Origin of the sequence: Amycolatopsis sp. M39, from assembly GCF_001651785.1 — a bacterium.
GTDB classification, from domain to species: Bacteria; Actinomycetota; Actinomycetes; order Mycobacteriales; family Pseudonocardiaceae; genus Amycolatopsis; species Amycolatopsis rubida.
This window is the reverse complement of record NZ_LWSF01000029.1, coordinates 29,231-42,343: the sequence shown is the minus strand read 5'-3', so window position 1 is coordinate 42,343 and position 13,113 is coordinate 29,231. Positions and strand designations below refer to the sequence as shown.

The 13,113-nt window shown below is 68.9% G+C and carries 12 protein-coding genes; 2 read left to right on the top strand and 10 right to left on the bottom strand.

Annotated features, from left to right (window positions below; genetic code table 11):
* Nucleotide 1: 1 nt before the first annotated feature.
* The 3 genes from A4R44_RS38360 to A4R44_RS38350 form a co-directional block, all read right to left on the bottom strand.
* Nucleotides 2–1,561, bottom strand: coding sequence for an esterase-like activity of phytase family protein (locus tag A4R44_RS38360; protein ID WP_067592242.1), 1,560 nt, complete (start codon nucleotides 1,559–1,561; stop codon nucleotides 2–4).
* 90 nt (nucleotides 1,562–1,651) lie between these two features.
* Complete coding sequence (locus A4R44_RS51960) at nucleotides 1,652–2,908, bottom strand: hypothetical protein (protein WP_067592239.1); 1,257 nt, start codon at nucleotides 2,906–2,908, stop codon at nucleotides 1,652–1,654.
* 3 nt (nucleotides 2,909–2,911) lie between these two features.
* Nucleotides 2,912–3,673: a DUF4239 domain-containing protein gene (locus tag A4R44_RS38350; protein WP_067592237.1), complete on the bottom strand. Its 762-nt coding sequence runs from the start codon at nucleotides 3,671–3,673 to the stop codon at nucleotides 2,912–2,914.
* 513 nt (nucleotides 3,674–4,186) lie between these two features.
* Between A4R44_RS38350 and A4R44_RS38345 the strand changes: the two genes are divergently transcribed.
* Complete coding sequence (locus A4R44_RS38345) at nucleotides 4,187–5,209, top strand: family 2 encapsulin nanocompartment cargo protein polyprenyl transferase (protein WP_067592234.1); 1,023 nt, start codon at nucleotides 4,187–4,189, stop codon at nucleotides 5,207–5,209.
* 668 nt (nucleotides 5,210–5,877) lie between these two features.
* Here the strand turns inward: A4R44_RS38345 and A4R44_RS38340 are convergent.
* The 6 genes from A4R44_RS38340 to A4R44_RS38315 all read right to left on the bottom strand — a co-directional run bounded on the left by A4R44_RS38340 (nucleotide 5,878) and on the right by A4R44_RS38315 (nucleotide 11,038).
* Complete coding sequence (locus A4R44_RS38340) at nucleotides 5,878–7,005, bottom strand: CapA family protein (protein WP_369806028.1); 1,128 nt, start codon at nucleotides 7,003–7,005, stop codon at nucleotides 5,878–5,880.
* 78 nt (nucleotides 7,006–7,083) lie between these two features.
* Nucleotides 7,084–8,403: a DNA polymerase IV gene (locus tag A4R44_RS38335; protein WP_067592232.1), complete on the bottom strand. Its 1,320-nt coding sequence runs from the start codon at nucleotides 8,401–8,403 to the stop codon at nucleotides 7,084–7,086.
* Between the two features lies 1 nt (nucleotide 8,404).
* Nucleotides 8,405–8,710 (bottom strand): transcriptional regulator, encoded by a 306-nt coding sequence (locus A4R44_RS38330; protein ID WP_067592229.1) that lies wholly within the window; start codon nucleotides 8,708–8,710, stop codon nucleotides 8,405–8,407.
* Nucleotides 8,703–9,350, bottom strand: a complete 648-nt coding sequence (locus A4R44_RS38325) for a hypothetical protein (protein WP_067592226.1) — start codon at nucleotides 9,348–9,350, stop codon at nucleotides 8,703–8,705. Before A4R44_RS38325 ends, A4R44_RS38330 begins: the two co-directional genes overlap by 8 nt.
* 54 nt (nucleotides 9,351–9,404) lie before the next feature.
* Nucleotides 9,405–10,139, bottom strand: a complete 735-nt coding sequence (locus A4R44_RS38320) for an ABC transporter permease (protein ID WP_067592223.1) — start codon at nucleotides 10,137–10,139, stop codon at nucleotides 9,405–9,407.
* Nucleotides 10,136–11,038 carry an ABC transporter ATP-binding protein gene (locus A4R44_RS38315; RefSeq protein ID WP_067592221.1) on the bottom strand — a complete coding sequence of 301 codons (903 nt, stop codon included), beginning with the start codon at nucleotides 11,036–11,038 and terminating at the stop codon, nucleotides 10,136–10,138. The genes A4R44_RS38320 and A4R44_RS38315 overlap by 4 nt, the downstream gene beginning before the upstream one ends.
* A gap of 285 nt (nucleotides 11,039–11,323) precedes the next feature.
* Between A4R44_RS38315 and A4R44_RS38310 the strand changes: the two genes are divergently transcribed.
* Entirely contained in the window at nucleotides 11,324–12,490 is a 1,167-nt protein-coding gene (locus tag A4R44_RS38310; RefSeq protein ID WP_067592218.1) for a macrolide family glycosyltransferase, read from the top strand.
* 327 nt (nucleotides 12,491–12,817) lie between these two features.
* On the opposite strand, the gene A4R44_RS48555 is transcribed toward A4R44_RS38310, so the two are convergent.
* Nucleotides 12,818–13,087, bottom strand: coding sequence for a hypothetical protein (locus tag A4R44_RS48555; protein ID WP_157905106.1), 270 nt, complete (start codon nucleotides 13,085–13,087; stop codon nucleotides 12,818–12,820).
* Between the last annotated feature and the right edge of the window lie 26 nt (nucleotides 13,088–13,113).

Sequence of the window (13,113 nt, the reverse complement as noted above, 5' to 3'; positions counted from 1 at the left end):
CTCAGCGCACGTCGACGGTCACCGTCAGCGTGCGCGTCCGCGCCGGCAGCTTCGTCATGTCCACCTTCAGGTACTCGCCATCGTCCTGACGGCCGTTCGGCTGCGTCTTGGCGTGCAGGGTGTAGGGAGCCACCGAGTTCGCGACACCGTCGATGCCGAAGTCGCTGTCGTTGCTGATCACCACGGTGCGGCCGCCGTCGGTCGTCGCGACGCCTTCGACCTTGTCGTGACCGAAGAAGCCGCCGCTCGGGTCGAGCCCGGTCACCAGGCCGCCGACGTCGAGAAACAGCTTCTTCGCCGCGGGCGTCACACCGACCTTCGCCAGCGCGTCAGCGGCCTCCGCGGTGGTGGCCTTGCCGACGTACGCTTCGATGCTCTTGCCACCGTCGACGAGCAGCCCGCCCTTGGCCGCATCGTAAGTCGCGCCCGGCACCTTCGCCGCCGATCCGAGGTCGGTCGCCTTGCTCAGGTCGATCTCGAACAGCTTCTTGTACGCGCCTGGCTCGGCATTACCGTCACGCTCGTCCACGAGGAACCGGGTGGCCGACAGCGCGGTGATCTCGGAGACCGCGGTACTGGTCTCGCCCGGGTTGTCGAGCAGATAGGCGTACTCGTGCGTGGCACGGGTCTTCAGGTCGACAGTCACGATCCGCAGCGCAGGAACTTTACTGGGCTTCTTCGTGAGATCCGGCTGCTGCAGCGCGGATTGCATGATTCCGACGAGTGTCCGGCCGTCCGGCGTGAGCGCGAGGCCCTCCACACCCTTGTTCGGCACGCGGTTCTTCAGTTCCTCCGGCAGCGAACCGTCGAACGGCGAGAGCCGTTCGACGGCACGGCCGTCCGCGCGGAAGTGCGTGATGAACGGGCCGTACTCGTCCGATACCCAGAACGTCCCGTCGCGTTGCGCGACGAGCCCTTCGGAGTCGTAGCCGTTCGGCGACGCGGGCAGTTTCGCGCCGCTGAGGTCCACGATGGTCTCGCCGGTGTTCGCCAGGGTGTTGACCTGGCCGTTGTACGGGGACCCATCGGCCGCACGCAGCGAAATATTCCGCTCCAGTACGGCTTTCCCGCCCCTGAGCCGGAACTTGCCGATGGCGGGCGTGAACGACGGCAGCGGTTCCACTTTGGACCCATCCGGCGCGTCGACGTTCGGCCCGCGGTCGGTGAGCCCGTAGAACTCGTCGCGCGAACCTGGCACCGGAGTGAGCGCCGACCCGTACCCGCCGCCGGTGATCTTGACGCCACCGACAGTGCCGAACGGCGGCAAGTCCGTCGGATACAGCCGGACCGCGTCGCTCACGGTGAAAGTGAACGTGTCGCGGCCGGTGAACCCGGCGGCGGGCGTGTAGCGGAACGATCCGTCCGGGCCGATGACCAGTGCGCCGTGTCCAGGATCGGTGTGCCGGACCACCGCACCGTCGCGCTGAGCGTCGCCACGCACCTGCAGCGTGTGCCCGGCCCGCACCCGGTAATGGTCGTCCGGGCGGCCCTTGGCCTCGGCCGGTCCCGCGGCGGCCAGCGGCAGCACCAGCGCGACCAACCCGATCTTCACGCTTTTCATCGGCTTTCTCCTCCTCTGGCGTCGTTTCGACGCCAGAGGAAGTCTTGACGGCCAAGTTGGACAACGTCCGTCATCGAGACGACTGCCGCGTTAACGAGCACGCCGTGCTCGAGCCGCTACTGCACCTCCCCCGACGATCAGCAGGACCGCCGTAATGCCCCAGCGCCGCTGCTTCTTGACGTTGTTCCGTGCTTTCGCCGCGCGTTTCTCGGGCGGTTTCTGGATGGCCTTCACCGGCTCGGCACGTGGCGGTGCCGGGGGTTGGGGCATCGGTATCTGCCGGATCATCACGTCCGGCGGTTGCGGGGACGGGATGACCGGATTCGGCATGGTGGGTGGCAGGGAGGACGGCGTTGACGATGAGGGCGGCAGCGTGGGGCTCGCCGAGGACGGCGGCGGGGACAGGGACGGCGTGGTCGACGGCGTCGGGGACAGGGACGTCGGCGACGAGGGAGGCGGCGAGGTCGGCGGCGGGGCCGAGGACGACGGAGGTGGCGGGGGCGGTGGAGGCGGCGGCGGGGGTTCCGCCAAACACCCGGCACCGTCGGACATCGCCAACGGCGGTCCAGTACTCACCTCCACCGCGCCGTCGTCGTCCAGCCGGTACGTGACGCTCCGCCCGTCGATCCAGTTCGCGGTCGCGTAGAGCTTGTGGTCCGGCCCGAACACGACGGCACCGTAAGTCGCCTCCGGAAACTGCTCCCCCGGTACCTTCGCGACGTTCCCGCTCACCGGATTCACCGTGACCACCGCGCCCTCGCCCGTGGACGAAACCCCGTACAGCAGACCGTCTTCCGGGTTGTACGCGAAATCGTCGACGCCCGCCGCGAGCCACCACGGATGCAGCAACACCGGCCCGGTCGCAGTGAGATAGCCGGAGCTGCGAGGGTCAACGTCCACTGTGTACAGACTGGTCGCCCGCTTCACGTACCAAGAATTGCCGGACATCGCCCCGGCCGTCGCGCCGGTCACCCAGCTCCACACGCCGTGGTGCGTTTCGCGGCCGACCGCGCCGAGGTCGGTCAACTCGCCGCCGGAGTCGATCCGCACCGCGTGCCAGCCGTCGTGAAAGCGTCCGTCGGCGACGCCGTACGTCACGTCCTGCGCCGCCGAATACGCGATGGCATTCAGTGCGAAGGGACTGTGGTGCAACAGATGTCGCGAGCCGGAGGGCAAGGTCAGCCGCACAATGCCGGACGACCTCCCATCACGGCTTTCGACCTGGAGCACCCGGCAGGACGTCGCGGCCGCGCGCTGGCGGGCCGGAGCCAGCCACCCGGACGCGACGAGCAGCCCGGCGACCGCGGCCGCGGCGGCCACCACAGTCAGGTACCGGGAACCTCGCACCGGTCAGCCGAGCCGCGAGATCGCCGAGGTGAACGCGTCCGGATGCACATTCGCGCCTCCGGCATAAGGATTCTGCAGCTGGTAAATCGCGTACAACAGCAGGACGATCGTACCGGCCAGCGTCGACACGATCACCAGGTGCGCGGCCATCCGCGTGCCGCCGAAGAGGTTGGGCAGCAGGATCGAGATGACGCTGCCGAGGATGAGCGCGAACCACATCACCGAGCCGACGCCGTCGGTTTCCGCACCGGTGAGCCGGGTCTGCCGGGCCTGGTAGACCTGCCAGAGCTGGTCGGCGGCGTCCTTCTTCCGGTCGTTCGTCCAGTCGTCGCTGGCCTGTGCGCCGGCGACGACGCGGCGCATCTGGTCGAGCTGCGTCCAGCCGGTGTCCGGGAGCGGCCCGTCGTCGATGAGCCGGGGCCATTCCTGCTTCGACACCGTCGTCGCGTACGCGATGGCCAGATGCCGCACCTGCTCGCCGGTGTCGCCAGGCAGCGCCTGGGCCGACCAGGTGGCGGCGACCAGGCCTTCCGCCTCGGCGTAGGAACCCTCGCGCGTCGCTGTGACGGCGTCGAAGAGCGAGATCAGCACGAACGCGACCAGCACCGCGTGCAGCCCGCCGACGATGGTGAACACCTGCCCCGCGGCGTCGTTGTTGTCGCGGCGGCCCTCGTCCCAGCCGAAGCGCCGGACGAGATAGCCGATCACCGCGGCCGCGATCGCCGCGCCGACGACCCAGAACACCCCGGTCACGTAGACGTTCATCCGGTTCCTTTCGCGCGGGAAATACGCTGGCCGACGCTATCCAGCCGATTCCGGAACAGACAACGGAGAAACCCGCGATTCAGCCGGGTGGCCGTCCGCGGCCGCCGGGGTTCGCCGGATCGGAGCAGCGGCCCGGATACGCGTTCCCCCCATTGCTCTTGCCTGGCAAGGAAAAAGCTCGGATACCGGTCGCGCGCACTCGACCGGGTTACGGCAGCAGACTCACGGTGACGCACTTATCGTTGTCGACCGGACAACAGCACCGGCAATGTCCGAAAAGGAGGTTCGGCAAACAGGTGAATCGCACTCGGCTACCCGATCGAGTGATTGTCGAGATCATCCGCCTTGCTATGTTGATGCGCGGCACCGCTTACGATTCGCATTCCTCTCCCGGAAAACACCGCTCCGCCGTGTCCCGGCGTTTTCGACGTTAGGTGGTTTCGCAGTGATCGTCCCGAACCCCTCCGCACTGTCCACTGTGGCCGCGGCGCTGCGTCCGGAAGCGGAAGACCGATGACGACGGTGGACGCGCGCACCCGGGCCCGCTCCGTGACCGAGGTGCTGGACTGGAGCCGGAGCCGATGGGAACCGGCGATGCGGGCGGCGGTCGACCGGCTGCCCGTGGCGATGCGCCGGATCGCCGGCTACCACCTCGGCTGGTGGGACGAAACCGGAACCGCCACGAGCGCCTCCGGCGGCAAGGCCCTGCGCCCGGCACTGGTACTGCTGTGCGCGGAGGCCAGCGGCGGAGACCCGGAAGACGCGATCCCCGCCGCGGTGGCCATCGAACTGGCCCACAATTTTTCGCTGCTGCACGACGATGTCATGGACGGCGACCGCACCCGGCGGCACCGACCCACCGCATGGACCGTCTTCGGCACCGGACAAGCCGTGCTGGCCGGAGACTCCCTGCTCACCCTGGCCTTCGACGTCCTGTCCCCAGACGGCCCAGCCGCCGCCCGCCTGCTGAGCACCGCGGTACTGGACCTGCTGCACGGCCAGCACGAGGACCTGGCGTTCGAACAGCGAACGAACGTCGAAGTGGCGGAATGCGTCCAGATGGCACAGGGCAAAACGGCAGCCCTGCTGAGCGCGGCATGCACACTCGGCGTACTGGTGGTCGGAGGCCGCGGCGAGCACGTCGAACGCTTCGGCCGCTTCGGCCGATCGCTTGGCCTGGCCTTCCAACACGTCGACGACCTCCTCGGCATCTGGGGCGACCCGGCAGTCACCGGAAAACCGGTTTATTCGGACCTGCGCAGCCGCAAGAAATCCCTCCCCGTGGTCGCGGCGCTCACCTCAGGCACGTCAGCCGGACAGGAACTGGCGATGCTGTACCGGCAACCACTACCGGAGGACTGCCTCGCCAAAGCCGCGACTCTGGTCGACGAAGCCGGCGGCCGATCTTGGAGCCACACCCAAGCGGACGAACTGCTCGCTGACGCGTTGACCGCCCTGACCGCCGCCAACCCAGCCCCGCGAGCAACGGCGGAACTGACCGCGATCGCCCAGCTCATCACCCGCCGGGACCACTGACCGGAACAACCGCCCGCCCCGGGCGATCATCTGCCCAGGACGACCGTCCGACCTGAACGGCCGTCCGCCCCGGGCAACCACCTGACACGCGAGCGCGGGACGGTCGTCCGCCCCAGGCCCCAGCTCGAACCGGGCGACCACCCAACCAGGACGATCGTCCGCCCCGGGCGACCGCCCAAGACGAGCGACCATCCGCCCCGGCCAATCGCCCAACCCAAGCACCGCGCTACGCCAGCCAATCCCCCACCCACGGCGACCGGCCCAACCAGGGCAATCGCCCGACACACCCGGCACCCGCGACCACCCAACCAGGGCGACCGTCTGCCCAGGGCGGCCATCCAACCCGAACGATCGTCCGCCCCCGACCCCCCATCCGAGCCGGGCGAACGCCCAACCAAGACGGACACTCACCCAGGGCAACCGCCCAACTCGATCGATCGCCCGCCCCGGACGACCGCCTGACCAGGGCGGACGCCCGACCAGAACGACCGCCCTGGGCAGACGACCGCCCGACCAGGGCGATCGCCCTGACACCGGCACAGGGCTCATCCCACGGTGACCTCAAGCGCATCCAAGCGATCTCCCCAACACCGCGCCGGGTGCACGCAACGCACCCAACGCAGCGCCCAGCACCCCACCGCCCTGGGCCGCGACCGGCCCAGAAACCGTCACCGCCCCGGTCGGCTCAACCCGTCGTCCCCTGCGCCCCGGGAAAGCACCACCTTGTCGGTGTTCGCGAGCGCATCCTTCCCGCGCTCAGTCGGCGGCGCGGTCGTCAGGTCCCGCAGCCGGATCGGCGGTCCGAGGTCGATCAGCGTCGGCACGTACTCGGCCTTGTCCACCGTCCACTTCCCGCCTGCCCGGCTGAACCGGAACCGAGCCGCGACCCCCTCCTCCGTGGATCCGCGAGGTTCGTCATGCCGCGCGACCTCATTGCCGAGCCCGAACGCCACCCACTTGCCGCCGACTTTCTGGAACGGCTGCACCACATGCGCGTGATGCCCGACGATCAGGTCGAGATCCGGCGATGCCGTCAGCTTCTGCGCCAGCTGCTTCTGCTCAGCAGTCACGTCATGCTGGTACTCAACGCCCCAATGCAGGCTCGCGATCACGACCTCCGCCCCGGCCGCCTTCGCCTCGCGCGCCGAGGAGAGGATCTCACCGGGGTCGATTTCGTTGGCCAGCCACGGTTTCCCGGCCGGCCGCTTGATCCCGTTGAACCCGAACGAGTAAGACAGCTGCGCGACCTTGACCCCGTGCACGTCCAGGATCAGCGGTTTCCCCGCCTCCGCGGCCGAACGCGCGGACCCGGTGTGCTTCAGCCCGGTCTGGTCGAGCTTGTCCAACGTCCGCTGCACACCCGCCGCGCCTTGGTCGAGCGTATGGTTCGACGCGGTGGAGCAGGTGTCGTATCCGGTGTCCTTCAACGCGTCCGCGATCTCCGGCGGCGCGCTGAACGACGGATACCCGCTGTAGGGCCCACCCTCCGGCGCGAGCGGCGTTTCGAGGTGGCAGATCCCCAGATCCGCGCCGGACACCAGCGGTTTGACCCCGGCGAACAGCTGCCGGTAGTCGATCTTCCCGCCGCCGTCCGCCTCGGCCTGCTCGGTGAGCCGCGGGTGGATCAGCACGTCCCCGGTCGCCACGACAGTGAACGAATCCGGCGAAGCGGCCGCCGACGACGACGGTGACGGCCCGGCCGAGGACCGTTGCGGGGCGGCTTCGCTCCCACACGCCGCCAGCATCAGCGCGACCCCGGCGAGGGCGGCGGCGCGGCGCATGTTCGTCATGATCATCCCCTTTGCCCGACTGCCCGGCACATCCTTCCTCATCACTCTTGTGGGTTAACACCCGGTCGTGACCAGGCGAAACGCTCAGGCTAGGCAGTCGGCGGGCTTTCCGCGAGCCAGCGCCGGGTCGGTCTGGTCGAACGTCCGCGCGACGCCCGGACCGGATGTGCGCGTCTCAAACCGCACCGTCACCCGGCCGTGCCCCGCACCCTGTACCCAGCCCGTGCCGAACTCGGCGTGCACCACGTCGTCGCCGGGCCGCCATCCCGACGACGACACCGGCGCGCTCCCGCCCGGCGACGGTGCCGAAGTGACCACCGGCTCCTCCGCCGCAGCGGGCACGGTCAAGCTGAACAACGCGTCCTGATGCGGCACCGAAAGCCCGCTGAACGCGACGCCCGCCAGCCGTACTCCGCCGAACTCTTGCGGGTCGAGCAACAACCGTTCTGCGGTAGCCGCAAGCTGTTCGAGGTCATCAGTGGGCGACGCAGTGGTCTCGGAGCGAGTCACCGTGCTCATGTCCGTATGCCGCAGCTTGATCACCACCGTGCGCGCGACGCGGCCCGCTTTAACCAGCCGTGAGTGCGCACCAACCGCGATTTTCCTCACCTCGGCGCGCAATCGGACGAGATCGACCACGTCGACGTCGAATGTCGTCTCCGCACTCACCTGTTTGGCTTCGCCCCGTTCCGCGACCGGTCGGTCGTCGAACCCGCTCGCCAGCCGCCGCAAGTCGCGACCGACCACGCCACCGAGCGTCGACACCGCGTCCGGCTCCGGCAACGCGGCAAGCTCGCCCAAGGTGAGGACACCGATCGTGCGCAGTTTCGCTTCCGCGACCGGTCCGATCCCCCACAGCGCGCGCACGGGCAGCGGAGCCAGAAACTCGCGTTCGGTCCCCGGCGGCACGACAAGCAGACCGTCCGGCTTCGCACGATCCGACCCGATTTTCGCGACCTGCTTGCCCGTCCCCGCGCCGATCGACGCAGTCAGCCCAGTCCGCTCCCGGATCCGCGCCCGCAAGTCCTCGGCCCACTCGGTCACCTGCTCGACCGGCGCGCCAGCCAACACGGGCGGTTCGGCGAACGCCTCGTCGAGGGAAATCCGTTCCAGCACCGGCGCGACCTCGCCGACGACGTCGAAAACCTGCTTGCTCAAGACTTCGTACAACCGGAACCGCGGCGGCAGCACCACGCCGCCGGATGGAAGCAGCCGTCGAGCCTGGGACATCGGCATCGCCGACCGCACGCCGTACTCGCGGGATTCGTAGCTCGCGCCAGCGACGACGCCGCGATGTCCGGTGCCGCCGACGACCACCGCGCGCCCGCGCAGCGTCGGCCGGGTGAGCTGCTCCGCGGAGGCGTAGAACGCGTCGAGGTCCAAGTGCACGACCCAGCGAGACATGTCAGGTTCCAGCGTCCAGGAGCCGTTGCAACGCCTTGGTGTAGCTCTCGAACGCGGCGCGGCCCTTGCTCGTGAGCCGCACCAGCGTGACCGGTGTGCGGTGCTCGTAAGCCTTGGTGATCTCGACGTACTCGGCGTCCTCGAGCTTGCGCAGATGCGTCGAGAGATTGCCGGCGGTCATCTCCAGCAACTGCTGCAGCCGGGGGAAGGTGATCTGGTCGGCCGGACGGAGCCCGGCGAGGGCGACCGTGACGCGCAGCCGCGCCTGGGCGTGGATGACGGGGTCGAGCTCCGGCAGCTCAATCACGGGGCCGCACCACGTAGACCAGCGCCGCGACCGCGAATCCGCCGCCGCCCGCGAGCGAGAGGACGAGGAAGTTGCCCGGCACGCCGACCAGGACGCTCGCCCCGCTGCACACGATGATCCAGCCGCCGAAGAAGTACTGCCGCAGGTCCTGCCACAGCATCCCGCCCGCGAGGTAGAGCGCGCCGGTCAGCAGCAGTGACGTGCCGGACCACAGCAAAGGCACCAGATCCGAGTCCTCGGGGAGGAGTTTGGTGATCCGGATGTCGATCAGGCTCATCCCGGCGAACGAGATCATCCACGCCCACCCGTACATCGCACCGATCCGCCGCGACGGCCCGCGAATCCCGCGGCCGCCTTTGCTGCCGTGCCAAGCGGAGTACACGATCGCGCCCACCATGAGCACCGCGACGACGATGCCCGCGACCCAGCCGGGCAGCAGCGCCGCCGACCGGTCGTCGGAGAGGTAGACGAGCCCCCAGCCGACCAGCCAGGCGAAGGCCCAGACGGCGAACAGACGCGCCGGGCTGACTCGCAGTTCCCGGCGCGTCCGCTCGTTCTGCCGGGCGATGAGCTCAAGCGATTCCGCCACCGACAGCGGCTCGCCTTCGTCCTCGACGGGGTCCCCCGCGTCGTTGTTCACCCCGGCCCGCCCTTCCCCCGTACTGACCCCTCATGCAGCACGGAAGCTAACACGTCACGCGACCTTCACCGGGCCCAGCCGGAACCGCCGCACCACCACGAGCGCGGGCACGACCAGCCACGCCGCCAGCACACCGACCGCGAGACCGAGCCCGCCGGCGTGATCCACCGGGAGTGTGCCGACGCGGCCGAGCCAGTACGTAGGGAAGAAATGCGCGAGCGCGGACATCCATTCCGGCAAGATCGACAGCGGCATCCACAACCCGCCGAACACGCCGAGCGGCAGCATCAACGCGCCGGTCATCGCGCCGACCGTGTCGCCCTTGCCGAACAACCCGAGCAGCAGGCCGAGCACCGCGAACGGCAACGCGCCCAGCCACAACGAGACCCCGCTGAGCAGCCACTGTGCCGCGGTGAGCTGTACCCCGCGCAACGCGCCGGCCACGAAGATCACCAGAACCACCGGCAACGCCATCGCCATCGAGGACGCGATCTTCACCGCGAGATAACCGGGCCCGCGCATCGGCGTGAGCCGCAGTTGCCGCTGCCAGCCGTCCGTCCGCTCGGTCGCCACGCGAGTGCCGGTGAACAACGCGCCGCTCATCGCGCCGTACGCGCCCATGTTGATCATCGTGGTGACGCTCGCCTTGATGCCGTCCGGCCCGACCTGGTCGCCGAACAACCCGCCGAACAGGAGAAACATGCCAAGCGGGACCGCGATGGTGAACAGCGCGAACTGCGGGCTGCGGACGATGCGCAGAATCTCCAGCCGGAGGTAGACGAGGTTCATCGGAGCGCTCCCTGCGGCTCGTCGGCGGTGAGCGCGAGGAACGCTTCCTCCAGCCCCGCGGAGGTGATCTCGATCGAGCGGGCCTGCGGAAACGCCGCGAGCAACGCCCGGATCGCCAGGTCGGAGTCCGTGCAGCCCAGCTCCGTACGATCGCCCTGTACACGTGCACTGGCGACCCCGTCGAGCGCGGCCAGGGCTTCCGGGCAGGCGCCCTGTACGACTGCCCTGATCACTTGCCCAGACACGTTCGCGCGCACCTCGTCGACCGCCCCGTCCGCGACGACCTTCCCGTGCCGCATCAACACGACGCGGTCCGCATAGTCCTCCGCCTCGGCGAGGTAATGCGTTGCGAAGAGAACGGTCCGCCCGGACGCCGTGAACTCGTGCATCGACGTCCAGAATTCACGCCGGGCGTCGACGTCCAGCGCCGCCGTCGGCTCATCGAGAATCAGCAGCTCCGGGTCGCCAGTGAGCGCGAGCGCGTACCGGACCCGCTGAAGCTGCCCGCCGGACAACTTCCCGCACCGCCGCTTGGCGAACTCCCCGATCCCGGCCCGCGCGTAAACCTCCTTGACCGGCAGCGGATTCTCGAACATCGACCGATGCAACTCGACCAGCTCGGCCGGTGTGACGTCCCGCAGCAAGAACCCGTTCTGCACCATCGCCGCGAGCCGCCCGGAGTCGAGCGCCGCCCGAGGCGCGCCGCCGAACACCCGCACGCTTCCCTCGTCCGGCGAGGCGAGCCCCAGCAGCATGTCGATCGTGGTCGACTTGCCCGCGCCGTTCGGCCCCAGCAGTGCGACGACCTCGCCCCGCCGCACGGCCACCGACACGCCGTCGACCGCGCGGACCTGCTTGAATTGCTTCACCAGGCCGGTCAGCCTGAACGCTTCCGTCATCCCGTCCCCCAGTGCTTCGCTGTCCTGAACTTTGTAACACAAAGTCAGTTGCGTTGAAAAGTAGTGGGCGATGCCGAGTCATTCACCGCGGAAAGCCTGCGACGGCGACGCCCGGCTAATCCGGTTGCTCCCGGCGCCCAGCCGCACTACCGTCCGGGTTCATGACGATCTTCGCCCGCTGCCGCCGGTCCTGATCCCGGCACGACCTTCCGGGCCGCCCGCCGCCGGGCGGCCCCCGCTTCGCGTGCCGGACCGCATCTCGTCCGGAAAGGACACTTTCGCCTCATGGGCAAGCACATCGTCGTGGTCGGCTGTTCCGCGCCGAGCCACATCTACCCGTCGCTGGGGATCATCCGCGAACTGGTACGGCGCGGACACCGGGTCAGCTACGTCGTCGGCGAACCGCTCGCCGAACTGGTCGAGGCGACCGGCGCGGACGTCGTCACGCATCCCACGATCTTCCCGCTCGGCCCGGACGCGGAATGGCCGGCGGACCCGGCCGAAGCGATGCGCGTCTTCCTCGACGAGGCCGCAGCGATCCACCCGCGGCTGATCGAAACCTTCGACCACGACCGGCCAGACCTGTTGCTCTACGACATCGGCGGCCTCGGCGCGCCGCTGCTCGGCCTCCGCTACGACGTGCCCGCGGTGCAGCTCTCCCCCACCTACGTCGCCTGGGACGGCTATGAGGAAGAACTCGCCGACGTCCTCAAACCGATCCGCACCTCACCGTCCGGAGTGGACTACAACCGGGCATTCACCGAGTGGCTGGCGGAAAACGGAGTCGCCGAAGACGCCTGGACGTGGCTCGCGCGACCGGTGCCGATCCTGTCGCTGATCCCGCGCGCGATGCAGCCGAACGCTGACCGCGTCCCGGAGGACCGTGTCCAGTTCGTCGGCCCGTGTCTCGACCCGGCGCGCGCAGCGGAGCACTGGACGCCGCCGTCCGACGGCAAACCCGTGCTGCTCGTGTCGTTCGGCACCGCGTACAACGACCAACTGGACGTCTACCGGCACTGCATCACCGAATTCGAGGACTGGCACGTCGTGCTCTCCATCGGCAAGCACGTCTCGAAGGACGATCTCGGCCCGCTGCCGGAGTCGGTCGAGGTGCACGAAACGGTGCCGCAGCTAGCGATTCTCGATGTCGCGTCCGCCTTCATCACGCACGCCGGAATGGGCGGCTGCACGGAATCCCTGTGGTACGGCGTCCCGACGGTCGCCATCCCGCAGGCTGTCGACCAGTTCGGCAACGCCGCACAGCTGGAAGCGCTGGGAGTCGGCAAGCATCTGCCCGCGGACCAGGTGACCGCCAAGTCGCTGCGCGAAGCCGTCGATGGAGTCAGCAGTTCGCCGGACGTCGCCGCGAGGCTGGCTGAGCTGCGCGCGGAAATCCGTGTCAACGGTGGGATTACCGCGGCTGCGGACGCGGTGGCGAAGTTCCTGAAATAAGCGCGAGGAGTACGCCGCGGTCGAACCATTCGCCGCCGGCATGCTCCTGGTGCAAGTAAGCGCTGACCGCTTGGGCCTGGCAACATCGTGCAGCCGTGCCCGGATCTACCTGTGCGGCACGGGAAAACCGCGCGATCAACGCATCGATATCGTTGCAGCGCACTCGCGCCACGACCGTGAACGCGTCGAACGCCGCCGTACCGACCGCGCCACCTGATCGGGTCGATCGCCAACCACGGTTCTCGTTGCGCCCGCCGCACATTCCCGAATTGGAGGACGGCGGGCAGCATGGTGTCCGTCTGATCGTCCGCGAGATGCGTGATCAGCTCACGTGCCTGGTCGACTGGCCGGATCGGCAAGCGCGTGCAGTTCCAGCTGTGCAAGCCATGGCTCGGCAGGTGAGGCAAGCGACCGCGTCCCGATCGGCGTGGGCACTGCCAGGCGGCGGGCCAGCTCGCCCGCGACCTCGGCCGCATCTTCGGCTCGCACTGTTTCCAGCGTCGCGGGACCGGTTCGTTCGAGCAACAGCGTGCTGCCGTCCGCAGAGGCCGCACGACACCGGCGAAGTGCTGCAACATTGCCGATTCCGTCGCGCAAGTCTAATGAGGTAACGAAATCTTGAG